This is a genomic window from Verrucomicrobiota bacterium, assembly GCA_039192515.1.
In the GTDB taxonomy this organism is placed as follows: domain Bacteria; phylum Verrucomicrobiota; class Verrucomicrobiia; order Methylacidiphilales; family JBCCWR01; genus JBCCWR01.
This window is the reverse complement of record JBCCXA010000008.1, coordinates 78,891-99,022: the sequence shown is the minus strand read 5'-3', so window position 1 is coordinate 99,022 and position 20,132 is coordinate 78,891. Positions and strand designations below refer to the sequence as shown.

Below are 20,132 nucleotides of genomic sequence, written 5' to 3'. Positions count from 1 at the left end.
GACAACATGGAGAATTTTATACATTTCAAAATCTGGTGATAAGTTATTTTTGTATCATGATGAGCGAATGTTCGGAGAGTATTTCCAGGATAAGCCAGTTTTAAAGGGAGATTATAGGATATGAATGAAATTCATCAAAGGGCTAACAATATTCACAAATATTTAATAGCAAATAGCTGCCATGGCATAAAGGGTGCATAAATTAAATATAGACTAATACAAAGAAAATATGAGTTATACAACGAATTTGCCGGCAGATGCACCATTCACTAAAGAACAACGTCAATGGCTAAGTGGCTTTTTATCTGGTCTAGCAAGCCCTCCGATAGATGGAGCGACAGCAGTCGTTCCGGAGGAAGCAAGCCTGAAGACCTTGTTGGTTCTCTTTGGAAGCCAAAGTGGTAATACTGAGTCATTGGCCAAAAGTATTGGCAAGAAATCACAAGAGTTTGGTTTTGGTGCCCAAGTCAAAGAATTGAATGAGGCGACTCCGGATCAAGTAAAGACTTCAGCGAATGTTCTCATTGCTACCAGCACTTGGGGCGAGGGTGAAATGCCAGATAACGCTGCGGATTTTTGGGCTGCACTATCTTCTGATGATGCTCCGAAGTTGGATGGTGTGAATTTTTCAGTCTTGGCACTAGGTGATACGAACTACGCTGATTTTTGTCAGGCAGGTAAAGATTTGGACGCTCGTTTTGAAGCCTTAGGCGCCAGGCGAGTGTACCCGAGAGTGGATTGCGATGTTGATTTTGAAGAGCCTTCCGAAGAATGGATCAAGGGGGCCTTGAGTGCTATGTCAGAATTTGCGGTTGATGCATCGGATGCAGCATCTTTGGAAGGGGCCACAGCCGAATTAGTGGAAGGGAGTGCTCCAGTTACATATGATCGCAAAAATCATTTCCCATCAGCTTTACTGGATAATGTTGCTTTAAATGGAGAAGGGTCTGCTAAAGATGTTCGTCATATAGCCTTTTCTTTAGAGGGGTCTGGATTGGAATATGAGGTAGGGGATGCTTTAGGAGTTATGCCTTCCAATGATGAGGCCTATGTAGATTTGTTGATTTCTAAGCTTGGGGCCAAAGGTGATGAGAGAGTCGCCACGCCTGATGGAAATGAAACTATTTTACGAGAAGCTTTGATAAACAATTATGATGTTACTAAAGTTTCGCCTAAATTTCTCAAGCTAGTAGCAGAGTCAAGTAAGTCTGAAGAACTGCTAAAGCTTTTGGAAAAAGAGAATAAAAAGTTATTAGAAGACTATCTTTGGGGGCGTGATCCAGTTGATGTTTTACATGACTTTCCGTGTAATCCAGATCTCAGTGCCTTTTTAGAAACGCAAAAGAAATTAAACATCAGGCTATATTCGATAGCGTCGAGTCCCAAGGCACATCCTGGTGAAGTTCACTTAACAGTTGGAGCAGTGCGTTGGGATCATGATGGGCGTGCACATGGTGGTGTTTGTTCAACGTTTTTAGCCGACCGTTTGGCGTTAGGTGAGAAAACGGGAGTCTTCGTGCAACTGGCACATGGGTTTCGCTTGCCGGAGGATTTGAGCAAGCCAGTTATTATGGTGGGCCCGGGAACGGGTATAGCGCCCTTCAGAGCATTTTTGGAAGAGCGAGCATTCACAAAAGCGGAAGGCAAGAACTGGTTGTTTTTTGGTGATCAGCATGAGAAGACTGATTTTCTCTATAGTGAACAGATTAGGGGTTATTTGGATAGCGGGGTCCTAAGTCGCCTCTCTCTTGCTTTTTCCAGAGATCAGAAGGAGAAAATATATGTGCAAACCCGAATGTTAGAAGAAGCTGAAGAGTTATGGGCTTGGCTTCAAGAAGGTGCACATTTCTATGTTTGTGGTGATGCGAGTCGTATGGCTAAAGATGTTGATGCTGCCCTTCATCAGATTGCCAAAGAACAAGGCAAGATCAGTGAGGAGGATGCTAAGGCATACGTCAAAAAACTCAAAGACGACAAGCGTTATCAACGCGATGTTTATTGAATGGCAAATATAGGGCTAGTTTAGCAACCAATTAAAGATGAGTGTGAATGTAAAAAATCCTGTGATTGATAAAGCGGCCGAAAGTCTAAGCGCGCTAGGGCAACCTATGAGTGACGAGCAGAAGCTATACTTGGACGGCTTTGTAAAGGGGCTGCAAATTAGAGGTGTTAGTATAAAGGATCAGAATGGAGTAGATGGTATTGCCGAAAAACCAGAATTAAGAGTGTTGAATTCAGTTAGCTAATCGAGAAAAGGAGAATAAGTAATGGGCCTTAATGTAAAAAATCCTGTGATTGATAAAGCAGCAGAAAGTTTGAGTGATATTGGTAAGTCTATCAATGATGAACAAAAGCTATATCTTGATGGCTTTGTAACAGGTCTGAAGTCAAAAGGAGTTGCTTTTAGTGACTTAGCTGAAACGCCCGGAGGTAGCATGCCTTCCAAAGGGACCTGTGGCACGGTCTTGGAAGACGTAGATTGGGACTCTCTCTGCAAGGAGGAGAAGCTAAAAATTGAGGAAAATCCTTTAGCGTCCTTTAAGCGCATTGTAGAGAATGCAAGAGAAAACAAGTTTCCCGAGGGCGGTGATGTATTTAAATTTAAATGGAACGGTCTATTTTACTTAACACCTGTAGCTGAAGGTTTCATGAGTCGCTTACGTATACCTGGCGGTATGCTCAAGAGCTATCAGCTAAGAGGTATTGCTAAAGCGGCCAAGGAGTTGACTTCTGGATATGTGCAGATCACGACCAGAAATAATATCCAATGTAGGCTTATTCAACCTAAGGATGCTCCCGCTTTTTTAGAGAGTGTTCAAGAAGTAGGATTGCATACGCGTGGGGCTGGTGCTGACAATGTGCGCAATATCACAGCGAATGCCACTGCTGGTATTGACCCTTACGAATTGATCGATGTGACTCCTTACTACAAGGAGCTGGCGTTGCGTATTATTAACACGCTTGAATTTTACGATCTCCCTAGAAAATTCAATATTGCCTTCGATGGCGGTGGTTTAGTTAGCGCCTTAGAGGACACAAATGATATTGGTTTTACTGCGGTCAAGGTGAAAGCAAATGACGAAGGCTTAGATCCTGGTATTTACTTTAGAATTGCTCTCGGCGGTGTAACAGGACATAAGACTTTTGCCACGGACTTAGGTGTTCTCGCCAAGCCTAATGAGATTGTAGATGTCGCTTGTGCGTTACTAAGGATTTTTATCAAAAACGGAGACCGTACAAATCGCAAAAAGGCGCGATTCAAATATGTGGTGGATTCATGGGGTATGGAAAAAATGCGCGAAGAGATTGCTTCAGAATACGGCTCGGAGCTTTTCTTTGATGAACTAGATGAGGCAGGTCAATCAAAACTTTCTCAATGGAATGACCTGCCAGATGTGGCGCATTCTCATGTGGGAGCTTATCCTCAAAAACAAGATGGCCTTCACTATCTAGGTGTGGGTTTAGAAGCTGGACAAATCACCCCCGAGCAAATGTTTGAGGTGGCAGATCTTGCGGATGCTTATGGTAACGGAGAGATTCGCTTAACTGTCTGGCAGAATTTTATTATTTCCAATGTTCCCCAGGCCAAATTAGGTGAACTACAAGAAAAAATAGAAGAGATAGGTCTATATTGGAAGCAGTCGCATATACGTAGTGGTGTAGTTGCTTGCACTGGAAATAGTTATTGCAAGTTTGCGGCAACCCAGACCAAAGGGCATGCCATAGAGTTGATGGAATATTTGGATGAGGAGCTAAAACTAGATCAACCTGTTAATATTCATCTTACTGGCTGTCCACACTCATGTGCTCAACATTACATCGGGGATATTGGTTTGTTGGGAGCTACAGCCAAAGTTGATGGGGAGAAAGTGGAAGCATATCACGTGGTCATCGGAGGAGGGTTTGGAAAAAACCGTAAATTGGGTCGCGAGTATGCTAAGGCAGTTCCTGTTCCAGTTTTGAAAGAAAAGATATTTGGGATCTTGAATGGTTATATGAAAAATCGCCAGGACGGTGAAGCATTCCAGACATTTTGCAATCGGTATGAGATTGAAGAGTTAAGGGACCTTATTGATGGAACAAATCTTGCAGCTGCCGCCGCATAGTAAAACTCCTGCTTTAAAAAACAGAGAGTTTGATGCGGCACTTGATGAGCTTGTGGATGAAGGCGATCTGATTAGTCGCTACATCCAAAAGCAGCAGGAATTGACCGCAGTTGAGGAATTTTCTAAATGGCATGAGGTAAATAGTGAGCCATCACAAGCAAAGTATTATCATAATCTGATTCCACTGGAGAAGCCAACCGTTGATGAGCAGTATGCTTTCGAGGTTGATTTAGATACTTGTTCGGGGTGTAAGGCTTGTGTAAGTGCTTGCCATAGCCTTAATGGTCTTGATGCAAATGAGACATGGCGTGATGTCGGAACTATTTTCTCAGACTCCACTATTGTTGAAATGGATGAAATGCCTGCTCAGTATACTGTAACAACAGCATGTCATCACTGTGCAGAGCCAGGATGTTTGGACGGTTGCCCGGTTCTAGCTTATGATAAGGATGAATCTACTGGTATTGTCAGGCATTTAGATGATCAGTGTATTGGGTGTCAGTATTGTATCCTAAAGTGTCCTTACGACGTTCCTAAGTATTCAGAGGAAAAGGGGATTGTTCGTAAGTGTGACATGTGTCACAGCAGATTATCAGTGGGCGAGGCACCTGCTTGCGTCCAGGCCTGTCCAAATGAAGCGATTCGTATTATCAAAGTTGACAAGTCTGAATTAACGGCTGAAAGACTTAGCGGCTCGGCTCTAGTTCCTGGTGCTTACGACTCTGGTTATACCAAACCAAGCTCAAGATATATCTCGAAACGAAAATCGCCCTCACAAGGATCCTTTTTCTCTGCAAATACTTTTGAAGTGGCTCCTGAGCACTCTCATATGCCTTTAGTTTTTATGCTGGTTTTAACCCAACTCTCAGTTGGTTCAATAGGAGCAGAAATGTTTTTGCGTCTGTTCGAATTTGAGCCCGAGTTGTGGCTCAGTGCTATTGCTTTATTTAGTGGCTTGGTAGGTATTGGTGCGAGTGTTTTGCATCTGGGTCAGCCCTTGAAAGCATGGAGGGCTTTCTTGGGACTAAGAAAGTCTTGGTTGAGTCGTGAAGTTGTTGGCTTTGGACTTTATGCGCCTATGGCAATTGGTTATGCAGGGTTACTTCTTGTTAAAAACTATTCAGACTTTCCTTGGGTTGATCAAATACCCCTCTCATTTGTTGCCTTTGCTTGTTTTGCTGTAGGACTGATTTGTGTGATTTGTTCGGTCATGGTCTACGTCGATACTCAGAGAGTTTTTTGGCGGATGCGTTGGACGCTTTCTAAGTTTTTATTATCGACAACTCTTTTAGGTGCTGCAGCCAGCTATGTGATAACGGGTCACACCATAGCCCTGACTGTTACAATCATCTCAGCTTTGACTAAAGGGCTCCTAGAAACAGGATTTCTTCTCGCTTACAGAGACAAAAAATTAATTGGAAAAAAGACTGATGCGAAGTCAGCTCAATTAATGTTGAATCAATTGCGATTAGAGTCAGTCTTACGCTTTGTGTTTTTGGTCTTGGGAGTATCCATTATAACGCTAAGCCCATGGGTAGCTCTAGGTAGTATAGTGCTAGCTGAGCTCCTGGAGCGCTACCTCTTTTTCCGAGCAGTTGTTGCTTATAAAATGCCCGGAGGAATCGCTTCATGATCCAAATGATTAGCCAAATGTTAAAAAAGCATTCTCTTATCCGAGAATGGAATGGACCTCTTACTAAGGAGCTTGTACAAACGCCCGGTAGGTTTGGATTAGGAAAAGTTCCCGAGAAAGTAGCACCCGATGCAACAACCACTGCGATTTGTGGGTTTTGTGCAACAGGTTGTGGTTTGAAGCTGCATCTAAAAGACGGGGAAGCCATTAACCTTTCGGCGGATACGGATTATCCAGTCAATCTGGGGATGGCCTGCCCGAAAGGTTGGGAAGCTTTATCAGTTTTAGAATCGAGTGATCGAGCTACTATGCCCCTGCTTCGAGGAGATGATGGCGTTGTCAAAGAGGTGGATTGGGAGAAGGCGATGCTAGAGTTCTGTCGCAGGTTTAAACAGATTCAGGAAAAACACGGGAAAGCTTCTGTAGCTTTTTTAAGTACTGGGCAAATTCCCATGGAAGAAATGGCTATGCTGGGATCATTAGCTAAATTTGGGATGGGTGTAACCCACGGAGATGGTAATACACGCCAATGCATGGCTACCTCGGTTGTCGCTTATAAACAGTCATTTGGTTTTGATTCTCCACCTTATACTTATGGGGACTTTGAAGAGTCTGATGTCCTGGTGTTTGTAGGTTCAAATTTGTGTATTGCTCATCCAATTATGTGGCAAAGGGTTTTAAGAAATCCTCATCACCCTGAGATTATTGTCATTGATCCAAGAAAAACGGAAACAGCAGCAGCTGCTACGCAACACTTGGCTATTCGCCCTAAATCTGATTTGACTTTGCTATACGGGTTAGCAAACAAACTCATTAAAGAGGGCTGGATCGATAGGAAATTTATCGAAGCGCATACCCGTGATTTCTCTGAATTCGAAGAATTTGTTAAGGAATTTGATGAAGAGAAAGTCTTTGAAGCTAGTGGTATAACTTCCAAAGAATTCAATCAGTTAGCAGAAAAAATCCATAAAGGTAAGCGTGTTTCATTCTGGTGGACGATGGGTGTGAATCAAAGCCATGAAGGAACCCGCATCGCTCAATCCATTATTAATCTAGCATTGATGACAGGTAATATTGGGAGGCCTGGGACAGGAGCTAATTCAATCACGGGTCAGTGCAATGCCATGGGTTCTAGGCTTTTTAGTAATACCACTAACTTGTTGGGAGGGCATAGCTTTCAGAATGATGCAGATCGGAAAAAAGTTGCGGAGATCTTTGGTATGGATGAAGAGCTTATTCCTCGAGAGAATAGTTGGGCGTATGATCAAATTATTAGAGGAATAGATAATGGTGAAATCAAAGGGCTTTGGGTGATTGCCACCAATACGGCACATTCTTGGATTAATCAAAACGGATTCAAGAAAGTTCGAGAAAAGTTAGACTTTTTAGTTGTGCAAGACATCTATCATTCCACTGAAACAGCTCAAGTAGCTGATTTACTTTTACCGGCTGCTGGCTGGGGTGAAAAAGAGGGAACCTTTATTAATTCAGAGAGAAGAATGGGTGTGATTAAAAAGGTGAAAAGGGCTCCCGGCAAAGCACTCGCAGATTTTTATATTTTTAAGCTTATTGCAAATTATTGGGGTTGTGCAGATCTCTTTCGTTCTTGGCATTCAACAGAGGATGTTTTTCAAACATTAAAAGAGCTAAGTAAAGGTCAGCCCTGTGACTTTACGGGTGTCGAGGATTACCAAATGATTGACCAACTGGGTGGTGTCCAGTGGCCCTGGCCAGAAGGTGCCAACCAGAAATATAAAAAAGAGCGTAGGCTATTCGAGGATGGTCAATTTTATCACCCTGATGGTAAAGCGCGTTTTATTTTTGAAAAGCCAAGAAAGGTAGCAGAGCCAACATGCTCATCTTACCCTTTTATTTTATTGACTGGACGAGGGACCTCATCTCAATGGCATACACAGACTCGGACTGGAAAATCAGATGTCTTAAAAAAGTTATACCCCAAAAGTTTATATATAGAAATGCACCCTGAGGACATGGGTGAATATGGCCTTTATCCACAAGATCAAGCTACTATTGAATCACGACGCGGAAAGATAAAAGCGACGGTTGTGTCAGCGCCTACTGTGCAGAGAGGACAGATATTTATGCCTATGCATTATGCGAAGACAAATCAGCTAACGTATCCTGATTTTGATCCGTACTCAAGGGAGCCCTCTTACAAGTTTTGTGCAGTCAGGATTAAGAAGTAGGCGAAGCTAAACGGCGGCTATATACCTTCCTTTTATTGCCTTTAAGTAAAATATTTATATTCTCTCAGTATGACTACACTGATGGATCCTTCTGGGCGCAAAGTCGATTATCTCAGAGTCTCAGTAACGGACCGCTGTAATGAGCGCTGCTTGTATTGTATGCCCAAGGACTTCCATGATTGGCTGCCGCGCGAAGATATTTTATCATATGAGGAATTATTAGAAATCGTCCACATCACTTCCTCCCTAGGTATTTCTCGGTACCGAATTACGGGAGGTGAACCACTAATTCGAAGAGGAATTGAAGATTTTATTAAAGAAATGATTCAAATACCTGGAGTAGAGCATGTGGCGTTGACGACTAATGGTACTCGATTGGCGCATCTTGCGGAATCTCTTTATGAAGGTGGGCTTAGAAAACTCAATGTGAGCTTAGATGCGATTGAGCCTAAGATTTATAATAGTCTTACCGGAGGTAGGCTAGACGAAGTGATTGATGGATTGGAGTATGCTCAAACACTAGGATTTAGTATTAAGCTTAACACTGTGTTAATGAGAGGTAAGAATGAAGATCAAATTATGCCACTGCTTGATTTTGCACAAGAACATGGATATATCCTTCGTTTCATTGAATTGATGCCTGTCAGTATGACTGAAATGTTAGATGACTCTAACTTTTTTCCCATTAACGAGGCGAAAAAAATGATTGAGCGTCAAGAGTCATTGGACGTGCTTGAACATCAGCCATCTTTTGGTTTTGGTCCTGCGCGTTATTACAGTCTTCCTAAAAGAGGTATAAGAGTCGGATTTATTGGTGCTATGAGTGATTTTCATTTCTGTGACAGATGTAATAAGATGCGTCTCACTTGCGAAGGAACATTACGCCCTTGTCTGGGTAATCATATGGCATCAGACCTTAAGCCTTCGTTGAGGCCTAAATTAGATAGGCAAAAGCTTACGCAGATTTTTCAAGAAACGCTAGCCATGAAACCAGATGAGCATGTCTTCCGTGATAATTATCAGCCTGATCGCATAATGACGTCCATCGGAGGTTAAAGAAACACTGCCTATTGTGTAAGCATTTATGAAAGTTCGCGTCTTAGCATTTTCGGAGGCAAAGAGTCTTTTAGGTTTTTCAGAAAGGGAAATCAGCTGTTCGAGAGGAGATACTCCTAGATTTGTGCTTGAGAAAATAAATTCTAATGTTGAAGATTACTTAAACTCTTGGAGGGTTGCTATTAATCACGAATATGCAGATTGGGATCAAGAACTAGATGGTTATGTAGAATTAGCAGTTATACCTCCAGTAAGTGGGGGCTAGCATTTGGTCTTGATGAGAGTATCTGTAGAGATTGTTCGAGTTCCTATACTACTTAGCAAACTAAACAGTGGTGAGTTGGAGATTGGATCTATAGTGGAATTTCAAGGTCTTGTTCGTCAGCATGAGAGGGGGATACAAATAGAAGGTTTAATGTATGAGGCCTATGAATCGATGGCTCTTAAAGAGATGGAAAAAATTTTAGAAGAGTTGGGAAAAAATTTTTCCTGTTTTTCAGTTGAAGTCATTCATCGTATTGGCTGGGTGCCTGTAGGTGAGGCTTCTATCTATGTGAGAGTTTGTTCCAAACACAGGAAAGAAGGTTTTGAGCTTTGTATGAGGTTCATGGATCTCTTGAAAAAAGATGTCCCCATATGGAAAGTAGATAGGTCATGAGTGAGCTTTTGCCCATAGCGGAGGCTTACCGTTTAATTGATACGCATATCTCTGAGCTAGGTTCAGTGCGCCTCAGGTTGCAGCAAGCAATCGGTTGTTTGCTTAGGGAAGATATCCTTGCGGATCAAGATGATCCAGCATTTGACCGTTCGGCAATGGATGGATTTGTGGTGACTAAGGAGACGGGTTACAAGCGTGGGCAATCGTGGGAACTGATTGACGAAATTCAGCCAGGTGACCGTCAGCAAGTCACATTAAATATGGAGCAATGTGCAAAAATTTTTACAGGAGCTCGTGTCCCGAAAAATACCCATGTCATTAAAAAAGAGGATGTAAAACTAGAAAATAACAAAGTCGTTTTATGTGAAGTCGATAAGACTAATCATATCAGGGCAAAAGCTTCACAAGCAAGGCAGGGTGATTTACTTCTGAAAAAAGGGCATGAACTACAAGCTATCGAGCTTTCTATCTGTGCTAGTGTAGGAATGACAAACCCTTTGGTTAGTAAACGCCCTCGCGTTATTCATGTGGCCACTGGCAATGAATTAGTAGATCCAAATGAGGAACCTAATGAAACGCAGATACGTGATTCTAATTCCATACTTCTGGAGGCTTTTCTTAAAAAATCTGGTGCTCAACTCGTTCAGCAGACACGCCTTAAAGATGATCTTGAAGTAGCTATGAAGCGATGCTTTGATCTGCCTGATTTCGACCTCATTTTATTTTCTGGTGGAGCTAGTGTGGGCGATTATGACATTGGCCGGCCATTGTTAGAAAAAATGGGGTTCAGTATTCATTTTAGCCGGCTTAACTTACGACCAGGAAAGCCAACAATATTTGGCACGAGAGGTAAGCAGGCTGCATTTGTGGTGCCGGGGAATCCTGTTTCACATGTCATTGTTTACCAGCGTTTAGTAAGGCGGGCGCTGATGTGCATGCAAGGTAAGTCTACTGACTTAGAAATAGCTAGAGCAACGTTATTGCTAGACATACCGGAGTGGTTAGGCAAAAGATTGACATTTAATCCCGCAGTTTTTTCTTTCGATGGGGGAAAAGGCGTTGTTCGACCAATTATGTGGAGTCATTCAGGAGATTTAGGAGCTTTAGCAGGAATGAATGCTATGATAGCTTGTGATCCGAAAAAGTTGCCTAAGGTAGGCGAGAAAGTGATGGTGGAGCTTTTATGAATGAGAATTTTTCACATCTGGACGAAACAGGGTCAGCAAAGATGGTTGATGTGAGCAAAAAGCCAGATATGGTTCGTGAGGCATCAGCTCAGGCTATTTTTTGTTGCCAATCATTGACCATTAAAAAGCTTAAGGATAAAGCGCTGCCCAAAGGAGATGTTTTAACTGTTGCAAAAATCGCTGGGATACAGGCCGCCAAAGAAACAAGTAGAATCATTCCCTTATGCCACCCGTTACCTCTTTCAGGTATGGATATTGAATTTGAGATTTTTGAGCAAAGTATAAGAATTGGGTCCAAGGTAAGAACTACTGCTAAAACGGGTGTAGAAATGGAGGCTTTGACAGCAGTGCAAGTGGCGGCATTGACATTATTTGATATGTGTAAAGCAGTTGATCAGAACATGTCTATTACTGATGTAAGAGTTATCACAAAGACAAAAGCTAATTTAGCGTGAAGATTGGACGTCTAACATTAAGTGATCGAGCATCTCAGGGTGTCTATGAAGACAAAAGTGGTCCTGCAATAGATGCCTATCTCGGTGAATGTTTCGATGAAGATCTGGAATTTGTTCTAAAAATATTGCCTGATGATCAAAGCTTAATTGAAGAGTCACTTATACAACTCTCAGATCACGAACTTTGTTCTTTGATTATTACTACGGGAGGAACAGGACCTAGTGCTAGGGATGTGACTCCAGAAGCGACAATTGCAGTCCTGGAAAAGGAACTTCCCGGCTTTGGCGAAGTGATGAGGACGGAGTCTTTTAAAATTGTTAAGACTGCTATTCTTTCCAGAGCTACCGCGGGTATCCGGGGAAAAAGCTTAATTATTAATTTGCCAGGTAATCCTAAAGCAGTAAGGCAAATCCTGCCCTTACTATTAGCTGCTATAGCTGAGTGTCTAGAACATTTGACTGGATCTAGGCCGAAGTTAAGCAAATCCTTTTAAAACTCTAAGGAGCATTGAGATGTCTTGGATCTTGCCTGCTTTATTTTTCTTAGTTGCTTTGATTTATTCGATTGCAGGATTTGGTGGGGGTTCTTCTTACATTGCTTTGCTCATACTTTTCGAATTTCCTTATGAGATTATTCCGATCATTGGTTTGGCTTGTAATTTAGTTGTTAGCTTAGCAGGTGCTATTAATTTTACTCGAGCGGGGCATTTTCAGGCAAAGCTATTGAGCCCATTTTTATTTGCCTCTATGCCCTGTGCTTATTTAGCCGGGAGTATGGATGTTTCTAAGGAAATCTTTGTTTTCCTTCTAGCCAGCACTCTTTCTTACGCATCTTTTCATTTATTTTTTGGGAATCAAAAATTTGCAGATAAGGACCTGATTGAGCCTGGAGTTCAAAAGTTTTGGGTCATTGGAGTTTTTTCGGGAGCTGTGATTGGGTTTCTGTCTGGAGTTGTGGGGATTGGTGGGGGCATATTCCTTTCGCCTCTACTATATTTTTTACGCTGGGCATCACCTCAGCAAATTGCCTCGTTAGCTAGTAGCTTTATATTTCTCAATAGCCTAACAGGCTTGATAGGACAGTTATCAAAAAGAGCTCCTAATGATATAGCCATTTATGTTGATCTGCTAACCGATTATGCTTTATTGCCATTAGTAGTCGCAGTAGCTGGATTGATTGGCAGTTTTCTTGGAGCTAAGAAACTATATGGTAGGAGCATACAGTTCGCAACTGCACTGCTCGTGTGCTATGTCTCAGTTAGTCTTTGGTGGAGATGGATCGAGATGATATTATGAAAAAAAAGTTTGAGTTTGTATTGCATTATTCGAGTTTAAATCTCATATAGCCTAAGATTGCTAGCCCAATCATTAGTAGAGCATAAGTCGAAGGCTCGGGCACTACGTTATATATAATGTTATCTATAGCAATGCTGTCGTCTGTCTCAATGACGGCCTCTTTAATATTCTGTAGTCCATAATCTGCTGCATCTATAAATCCAAACTGATTAGCTGTATTGCTTCCAAAGACCTCACCTGAAGTCAGGTCTTCCAAATCGCTTATAGTAAGTGTAACACTATTATCGAGGCTATCTGTTAATGTCACATCCAATATGGTGCCATTGTTTAAAAAGTCGATCACTGCGAATGAGAGACGGTCTACTAGGTCGCTTTGAAACTCTATAGTGAAAAGGCCGCCAGTGCTTTGGTCACTAGGGAATGTTAGTATTCCGCTATTGAAGCCCAAGAGGAATTCAGCAATAATTAAAGCATTTCCTAAATTTAAGTTTTGGATGTTGCCGCCGCTGAACGGTGCTTGAAGATCTGGGTCTAATCCTAGCAAAACATTTGTATTATAAGTAGCTCCAACACTAAGTAATCTGGCTGGATTACTTACTGACAGGGAGACCCCGCTATACTGGTCACCGGTTGGACCAAAAGCAGAACTAGTGACGATACTTCCATGTTGAAATGCTTGCTCTGGTTCATCAAAGGTAATGAAATTTATTACACCATATGATGATAGCACGTTCATCATTGATATAGCGGCAGTTATTATTGTAACTTTGATGGGTTTTAATTTCATATAGGCTATCCGTTTTATAGAACTGCAATCTCGTAAGACTTAAGGAAGTTAAAATATCATTTAAGTAAAGTAAAGGCGTATTATGTCTTTATCATGATATTTCTGTTACATATAAGTGATAAAAATCATAAAATAGGGTTAAATAATTATTAAGACAGAAAGAGAAGTGATGTGACTTTTAATTCAAAATATGGATAATAATTATTTATTTTGATCTTGTTTCATCTCGTGAATTAACTTTTTCTTTAAATTTGCTATATCTTTTTCGATATGCATATACGTTTAAGAGCTTTGCATCCATAGTAAAAAAGAATCATTTTGAAAGATATACAATGTCTGAAGACAATATGCATGTTGTTGTGATGGGGGGAGGGCCAGCGGGTCTTACAGCAGCCTACAAACTTACAAAAGCGGAAAAAAAGGCCACCGTTTTAGAGAAGGATAATGTAGTTGGTGGGATTTCAAGGACAGCGAGCTATAAAGGATATCATTTTGACATTGGAGGGCATCGATTCTTCACAAAAGCAAAGATGGTGGATGACTTGTGGAGAGAAGTAATGGGAGATCGTTTTTTGAGACGAAGCCGCATGTCACGAATCTATTATAGGAAGAAATTTTTTTATTACCCACTGCGCGCTATGAATGCCTTGATGGGATTGGGCATATGGAATAGTTTCTTGATTTTTATAAGCTACATGAAGGCTATGTTGTTCCCCATCAAGCCAGAAAAAACCTTTCAGGACTGGGTGTGTAATCGTTTCGGCAAACGCCTTTTTAATACTTTTTTCAAGACCTATACTGAGAAGGTGTGGGGGATACCTTGTTCTGAGATTACCGCAGAGTGGGCAGCACAGCGTATTAAGGGACTTTCATTATTGTCAGCTGCAATAAACGCCTTACTTAAAATGCCAACTGGCAATAAGTCAAAGGTGATTAAAACTTTGATAGATGCGTTTGACTATCCACCTCTTGGTCCGGGGCAGATGTGGAATGAATTCAAGGGGTTAATAGAGGAAAAAGGTAATCGTGTTCAGATGGAGAGTCGCGTAGATAAAATATATTGGGAGCCCGGGTCAGTCAAAGCTGTGCAGGTAGTTCAAAAGGATGGAACCTCGCATGCGCTGCAAGGTACTGATTTTCTGAGCACGCTTCCGATCAAAGAGCTAATCTTGAAATTAGAGCCCACGCCTCCCGCAGATATTGTTGAAGCAGCAAATCAGCTGAGTTATCGAGATTTTTTGACGGTGGCGTTGATTATTGAGCAGGATGATCTTTTCCCTGATAACTGGATTTACATACATGATCCCGATGTGAAAGTAGGGCGCATTCAAAATTTTAAAAATTGGAGTCCTGACATGGTTCCTGAAAAAGGAATGACCTGCCTGGGATTAGAGTATTTTTGTTTTGAAGAAGATGGGCTATGGACTATGAAAGATGAGGACCTTGTAGCACTTGGGCGTAAAGAGATAGATCAGCTTGGTCTAGCCAAGGCCGAGGATGTGCAAGATGGCACCGTCGTGAGGATGCCTAAAGCATATCCAGTTTATGACTCAGTCTATAAAGAGGCCTTGGAAAAGGTAAAAGTTTTTCTTGCTACCTTACCTAACTTGCAGTTGATAGGCCGAAATGGTATGCATAAATACAATAACCAAGATCACTCGATGTTGACAGCAATGATGGCAGTAAAAAATATTCTAGGAGAAAATCACAATCTTTGGGAAGTCAATGCCGACCAAGAGTATCACGAGGAAGTGCAATCCGAGGAAGAGAGGCAGTTGGCGGAAACTCTCAAGACTCAGCCACATGTCCCAGAGAAAACGAATTGAGCCCTGTCCCGGAAACCTTAAGCCTAGCTTTAGAACCGGATGATACTGTTTAAGATTCACGAGACAACTGGCATGTCAGCAGATTTTCATGAATCTCCAACTGATCTAAAAAATAGCTCTTGATCAGTTAAGGGTGGTAGAGGGAACAAGGTATCCAGGGCTAATAGGAGTCACTCGTTGATATACTCTAATATTTGAAAGAATCTCGGGTGGATATTCTTCATATGTTTCTGGGGCAGTTAGAAAGTCCTGCCAAGAGGCTTTTACTTTCCAGCCATCACTAGATGGTGATAAATCTTTGAGTCTTTTACTTAGCTCAGCTGTTTTATCTAGCTCCTGTAAAAACAGAGCTGCTTTCTCACTCGCTACAACGAAAGCAACTAGTACCGCGGTTGTCCGATCGTCTCCCGAAGAATTGAAAATTCGGGAGGAGGTTCCGTTTTCATTAATAAAGTAGTAGCTAAATGCGAGGACTCCTTCACAAACATCTCTACGAATCGCTGAGCTAGGCTGAGTTAACTTAAAGCCAAGAGAGTCCTCTGAAGTTAGAGATTGCCAGTCGGGAGCTCCGCCCAAAAAATCATATGGGTGGTCAACCCTCTCTAGAACTTTTCTGCCATTTATTTCAATGGTTCCATAGGTAACATAAGTAAGTGGTCTTGCTGATTTGCTCTCTTTGCGTTGTCCAAAGTTACGGACAAAAAAGCCTAGCTCGTTCTTTTTATTTTCAGTAAATGAGGGGAGGTCTTGTCTAATGACAGAATTACTCAAATCCTGATGCATCAAATTGAGAATGGCACGTGCTTTGGAAAAGTTATCCATTTTACCCCTGGAGGTTGACCATGCAGATGACATAGTGCCAAGAATACTGACAAGGATACTAAAAATAATGGTGAGAACGGATACTGCTACTAGCACTTCTATCAATGTAAAGCCACTGCGTGACAATGGTTTTGCTCTGGTTAGACTGCGTTTGTTGGATCTAAGATATGTATTGTCAAAATAGAGTTTACGCATGAGATCGATTATTCAGATTGTTCTTCAATACGATTGACCCTAACGGTAGTCATTACTTCGTAAGTATTATTTGGTGTTATTGTTTTTGAGGCTGCTGGCCAAAAGAGTTGAAGCTGGATTCTAACAAATGTTGTTGCGGCACTTCCCTCTGTGGCAGACGCATTCCAAATACGGTATTCAAGACGAAATTTAGCTTCTTGCTGAGATGTTTTTCTTCCGCTCTCATCGATGTATTCAACAGTGCTAGATGATGGTGGGTTTTGAGATAAAGCCTCAATATTATAGATAGAGGAAATAGGCATGTCCTCCATCTGCCTGGTTGGATCAGATTTCCATCTCTCCAGGAGTTCACTTGCTACATTAGCGGCAGCAAGTTTGGCCTCACTGTCTCCAACGCTATCAAGACCTAAGCTAAAAAGACCAAGAATAGCCACTACACTAAAAGACATAATACCAAGCGCCACTACTATCTCTACTAGACTGAAGCCTGTTGTCTTTTTTTTTGCTCTATTCTTGGAATACTTTAAATTCATTGAGTAAAGATTCTCAGTCTTCCTGTCAGTCCCGCAATGCGTATGACAGAGGCTTTTTCATCATCTAATAAGGGCTCATCTGGCGTCCCGCCAATGACTGGCAATACCACCAATTGTATGGAGCCTGGTAGAGCCCTAGCTACCTTGGCCTCTCCCAAGGGATTGAATTGAATCGTGCGGGTAAAAGCGAGTCTGCCATAAACACGTGAGTCATATGTGAAAAGTTCCCCATCAGCAAAATATGAAGGGTCATCACCTAATTCAGGATGCTCGCGGAAATAGTCAGTCTCAGGCAACTCATCGACCAGAATGCATTCCTCAATTCCGGTGATGCTTCCAATGAGTTGGAAATTTTCCACATTGTTCTTACTCGGGTTGATATTTACAGCTTTCGCTCTAGATAAATCATAGATTCCGCCGGGAGAGCTATCACGAGAGGCTATGGTTGCTATGTATATTTTTCCTGTATCCGGATCAGGCTCCGTGATGGCAACATACGCATAAGTTCCGTTGCTGATCGCAAATTGTCTTGCCGACTCTACGGAATTAGATATCTCTATGACAGCCTTATTGCTACCTCCTCCAAACAGGGAACGATGAATAGTGGGTGAGGCTAGGGCAATGACTAAAGCGATAATTCCGATGGTAACTAACAGCTCCATGAGGGTGAAAGCTGATGATTTGAGATGGCGTGTATGTTTGCCTGATTTCGAAAACCAGGATGTAAAGGCTTTAAGTGCTAGTCGACTAAAGTGTAAACCCATATATAATTATTGTAGCATACATAACTTTGTCAGGAGTTCCAACAGGATAATTTATTTCAATCATCAACTTAAAATTCTATCCCAGGTATAGGAAATAAGGAATTGGTAGAGCTATAAATAGCCATAGATTTTATTGAGTTTCTTTGAGATTATCTTTTTCGTCGATCGGCTTTTCATCGACCAGGGAGTCCAACTGGTTCATTATTTCTATCACGCGATCTCCACGAACTAAGGTTTGATCATATCTAAAGTTGAGGCGGGGGGTGTATTTGATAACAACCCTTTTGGCGATATTACTCTGTAGGTTTGCTCTCAAATCGTTGAGTTTATGCAGTAGATCTTCTGGTGCTAAATCTTTATTAAGAGTGCTTACGTAGATAAATGCTTGTCTTAGATCAGGACTAATTTCTACATCAGTGACAGTAATTAGATGACCTTCAAGAGACTTTTCTCGTGATAGTATCCTGCTGAGCTCACTTTTGTAAACTTCAGCAAGACGAGTAGTTCTACGAGTCATGAAAAAGATTATTCGAGAGTTTGTGCCACTTTTTCTAATACGTAACACTCGATAATATCACCCTCTTCATAATCATTAAAGTCTCCTAAACGAACGCCGCACTCCATTCCGGCTCGGACCTCGTTAGTTTCATCTTGGAAACGCTTAAGGGTTACCACAGATCCATCATATATCGGAGTATGATCACGTGTGATACGGGCTCGACATGATTTGGTGATACGACCGCTTTCAACGACGCATCCGGCTACAGGGAACTTGGATAAAGAAAAGACTTTTTTAACTGCAACTTTGCCAATGTGGCTTTCGCGTTCCTCTGGGTCCAATAGCCCTGCCATAGCATCACGAACTTGGTCAATAAGCTCATAAATAATACTGTAAAGTTTGATTTGAATGTCTTCTTTCTTGGATGCTGAGGCAGCATTACTGTCAGTGCGCGTGTTGAAGCCCAAAATAACTGCATTCGATGCTTTTGCTAGAAGAACATCATTTACGGTGATGGGGCCAACCCCTGAGAGAATAAAATTAAGTTCTACTTTATCACTAGGGATTTTATTCAGAGACTCAATGATTGCTTCGAGAGATCCTTGTACATCTGAACGCAAGACAACAGGTAGTATCTTCTTTTGCCCGTCTCGCATGTCTTGGAAGAGAGTCTCGAGAGTTACCTTTGATCCCTTCTGTAATTTACCCATACGCTCTTCATTGCTTCTTTCCTCGGCCAGGGTTCGAGCCTTTCGCTCGTTCTTCATGACAACGAATTCTTCTCCGGGCACTGGAGAGCCATTGAATCCTAGTATTTTTACGGGAGTAGAAGGCCCAGCAGATTTGACAGAAGCTCCGACATCATTGATAAGCGCTTTGACTTTGCCCCAATAATTTCCACAAATAAATGCGTCTCCGACCTTTAACTTGCCATGTTGAACAATGATCGTGGCATTAGGACCTCTACCTACTTCGATTTGACTTTCAATAACAAGACCCCTGGCTAGCCCGGTATCTTCAGCTCGGAGCTCCATTACTTCGGCTTCCAGTAGCATCATTTCCAGCAAATTATCCATTCCTGTGCCTTTTACGGCAGATACTTCGCATACAATGGTCTTACCTCCCCATTCTTCCGGAGCGAGGTCCTGCTCTTGAAGCTGAGCTTTAACTTTATCAGGGTTTGCAGTGGGTAAGTCTATTTTATTGATAGCAACGATAATGGACACATTAGCGGCCTTGGCATGTTTGATAGCTTCAATGGTTTGGGGCATGAGGCCGTCATTTGCTGCTACAACAATAATAACAATATCCGTTATGGTGGCACCTCTAGCTCTCATTGCAGTGAACGCTGCGTGTCCAGGTGTGTCTAAAAAAGTAATGGTCTGGCTATTTTTTTCGATGCTATATGCACCGATGTGTTGGGTAATTCCGCCTGCCTCACCGGCAGCAACTTTCGTTCGTCGAATAGCATCTAGTAGGGAGGTTTTCCCATGATCCACATGCCCCATAAAGGTGATAATAGGAGGGCGCGGGGATAGTTTTGATTGATCCTTGACTTCAGCGGGCGGCGGCGGTGGCGGCGGCTCTTCGATGACTTCCTCTACTTTATGAATTCCTGCTCCTTTTTCGCGTTTTTCGAGAGCAAATTCAAAACCATTCTTTTCACATATTTTAGTGGCAATGTCTTCCTCAATGGTCTGATTTAGAGTTGCAAAGACATTCATCTCCATGAGTTGATGAACGACCTGAAAGGGTTTTAAACCTATGCGTGCAGCTAGATCTTTGACGACAATCGGTGGCTTCATTGAGACCACTTTGTCATCTGCAGCTGCGGACGGATTACTATCTGTTAGTGCTGGTGGGGTTGGACTAGGATCTACTACCTTAGCTTCACTCTGAGGAGAAGTATGAGGCTTGGGTGTCTCATCCTCTTTTGGCTTGGGCTTTTCAGCAAGAGATGTCTTGGGCTTAGGTGCGGTAGCCTTCTTTTTAGTAGCAGGTGCTTCTTTCTTGTCAACACTGCTAGAGGCTTTGGCTTTGCTCTTGGGAGCAGCTTTTTTTGCGGCAGTCTTTTTTGCAGCAGTCTTTTTAGGTTGCTTGATAGGCAT

General features: G+C 42.1%; 19 protein-coding genes. 13 read left to right on the top strand and 6 right to left on the bottom strand.

What is annotated here, in order from left to right; genetic code table 11:
• Nucleotides 1–229 precede the first annotated feature (229 nt).
• The 12 genes from AAGA18_05615 (at nucleotide 230) to AAGA18_05560 (ending at nucleotide 12,598) form a co-directional block, all read left to right on the top strand.
• Nucleotides 230–2,002, top strand: coding sequence for a sulfite reductase subunit alpha (locus tag AAGA18_05615; GenBank protein MEM9444814.1), 1,773 nt, complete (start codon nucleotides 230–232; stop codon nucleotides 2,000–2,002).
• Between the two features lie 37 nt (nucleotides 2,003–2,039).
• Nucleotides 2,040–2,246, top strand: coding sequence for a hypothetical protein (locus AAGA18_05610; protein ID MEM9444813.1), 207 nt, complete (start codon nucleotides 2,040–2,042; stop codon nucleotides 2,244–2,246).
• Between the two features lie 21 nt (nucleotides 2,247–2,267).
• On the top strand, nucleotides 2,268–4,106 hold the full coding sequence (locus tag AAGA18_05605) for a NirA family protein (protein MEM9444812.1): 1,839 nt from the start codon (nucleotides 2,268–2,270) through the stop codon (nucleotides 4,104–4,106).
• A complete protein-coding gene (locus tag AAGA18_05600) occupies nucleotides 4,075–5,739 on the top strand; it encodes a DmsC/YnfH family molybdoenzyme membrane anchor subunit (protein MEM9444811.1) in 1,665 nt (554 codons plus the stop codon). The genes AAGA18_05605 and AAGA18_05600 overlap by 32 nt, the downstream gene beginning before the upstream one ends.
• Nucleotides 5,736–7,946, top strand: a complete 2,211-nt coding sequence (locus AAGA18_05595) for a nitrate reductase (protein ID MEM9444810.1) — start codon at nucleotides 5,736–5,738, stop codon at nucleotides 7,944–7,946. The genes AAGA18_05600 and AAGA18_05595 overlap by 4 nt, the downstream gene beginning before the upstream one ends.
• Before the next feature lie 69 nt (nucleotides 7,947–8,015).
• The gene (gene moaA, locus AAGA18_05590; protein MEM9444809.1) at nucleotides 8,016–9,002 is read left to right on the top strand and encodes a GTP 3',8-cyclase MoaA; all 987 of its coding nucleotides are present in this window, start codon (nucleotides 8,016–8,018) and stop codon (nucleotides 9,000–9,002) included.
• A gap of 28 nt (nucleotides 9,003–9,030) precedes the next feature.
• A complete protein-coding gene (locus AAGA18_05585) occupies nucleotides 9,031–9,267 on the top strand; it encodes a MoaD/ThiS family protein (protein ID MEM9444808.1) in 237 nt (78 codons plus the stop codon).
• A 12-nt stretch (nucleotides 9,268–9,279) separates the two neighbouring features.
• On the top strand, nucleotides 9,280–9,660 hold the full coding sequence (locus AAGA18_05580; GenBank protein ID MEM9444807.1) for a molybdenum cofactor biosynthesis protein MoaE: 381 nt from the start codon (nucleotides 9,280–9,282) through the stop codon (nucleotides 9,658–9,660).
• The gene (locus AAGA18_05575; protein ID MEM9444806.1) at nucleotides 9,657–10,847 is read left to right on the top strand and encodes a molybdopterin molybdotransferase MoeA; all 1,191 of its coding nucleotides are present in this window, start codon (nucleotides 9,657–9,659) and stop codon (nucleotides 10,845–10,847) included. Before AAGA18_05580 ends, AAGA18_05575 begins: the two co-directional genes overlap by 4 nt.
• The gene (gene moaC / locus AAGA18_05570; protein ID MEM9444805.1) at nucleotides 10,844–11,302 is read left to right on the top strand and encodes a cyclic pyranopterin monophosphate synthase MoaC; all 459 of its coding nucleotides are present in this window, start codon (nucleotides 10,844–10,846) and stop codon (nucleotides 11,300–11,302) included. The genes AAGA18_05575 and moaC overlap by 4 nt, the downstream gene beginning before the upstream one ends.
• On the top strand, nucleotides 11,299–11,796 hold the full coding sequence (gene mog, locus AAGA18_05565) for a molybdopterin adenylyltransferase (GenBank protein MEM9444804.1): 498 nt from the start codon (nucleotides 11,299–11,301) through the stop codon (nucleotides 11,794–11,796). Before moaC ends, mog begins: the two co-directional genes overlap by 4 nt.
• A gap of 19 nt (nucleotides 11,797–11,815) precedes the next feature.
• Entirely contained in the window at nucleotides 11,816–12,598 is a 783-nt protein-coding gene (locus AAGA18_05560; GenBank protein MEM9444803.1) for a sulfite exporter TauE/SafE family protein, read from the top strand.
• 25 nt (nucleotides 12,599–12,623) lie between these two features.
• On the opposite strand, the gene AAGA18_05555 is transcribed toward AAGA18_05560, so the two are convergent.
• Complete coding sequence (locus AAGA18_05555; GenBank protein ID MEM9444802.1) at nucleotides 12,624–13,385, bottom strand: PEP-CTERM sorting domain-containing protein; 762 nt, start codon at nucleotides 13,383–13,385, stop codon at nucleotides 12,624–12,626.
• 332 nt (nucleotides 13,386–13,717) lie between these two features.
• Here AAGA18_05555 and AAGA18_05550 point away from each other — a divergent pair, with 332 nt between their 5' ends.
• Nucleotides 13,718–15,211, top strand: a complete 1,494-nt coding sequence (locus AAGA18_05550; protein ID MEM9444801.1) for an NAD(P)/FAD-dependent oxidoreductase — start codon at nucleotides 13,718–13,720, stop codon at nucleotides 15,209–15,211.
• A 123-nt stretch (nucleotides 15,212–15,334) separates the two neighbouring features.
• On the opposite strand, the gene AAGA18_05545 is transcribed toward AAGA18_05550, so the two are convergent.
• The 5 genes from AAGA18_05545 to infB form a co-directional block, all read right to left on the bottom strand.
• Nucleotides 15,335–16,228, bottom strand: coding sequence for a prepilin-type N-terminal cleavage/methylation domain-containing protein (locus AAGA18_05545; GenBank protein MEM9444800.1), 894 nt, complete (start codon nucleotides 16,226–16,228; stop codon nucleotides 15,335–15,337).
• An 8-nt stretch (nucleotides 16,229–16,236) separates the two neighbouring features.
• On the bottom strand, nucleotides 16,237–16,761 hold the full coding sequence (locus tag AAGA18_05540) for a hypothetical protein (protein MEM9444799.1): 525 nt from the start codon (nucleotides 16,759–16,761) through the stop codon (nucleotides 16,237–16,239).
• A complete protein-coding gene (locus tag AAGA18_05535; protein MEM9444798.1) occupies nucleotides 16,758–17,525 on the bottom strand; it encodes a prepilin-type N-terminal cleavage/methylation domain-containing protein in 768 nt (255 codons plus the stop codon). The genes AAGA18_05540 and AAGA18_05535 overlap by 4 nt, the downstream gene beginning before the upstream one ends.
• A gap of 130 nt (nucleotides 17,526–17,655) precedes the next feature.
• Entirely contained in the window at nucleotides 17,656–18,042 is a 387-nt protein-coding gene (rbfA, locus tag AAGA18_05530; GenBank protein MEM9444797.1) for a 30S ribosome-binding factor RbfA, read from the bottom strand.
• A gap of 8 nt (nucleotides 18,043–18,050) precedes the next feature.
• On the bottom strand, nucleotides 18,051–20,132 hold the full coding sequence (gene infB, locus AAGA18_05525) for a translation initiation factor IF-2 (GenBank protein ID MEM9444796.1): 2,082 nt from the start codon (nucleotides 20,130–20,132) through the stop codon (nucleotides 18,051–18,053).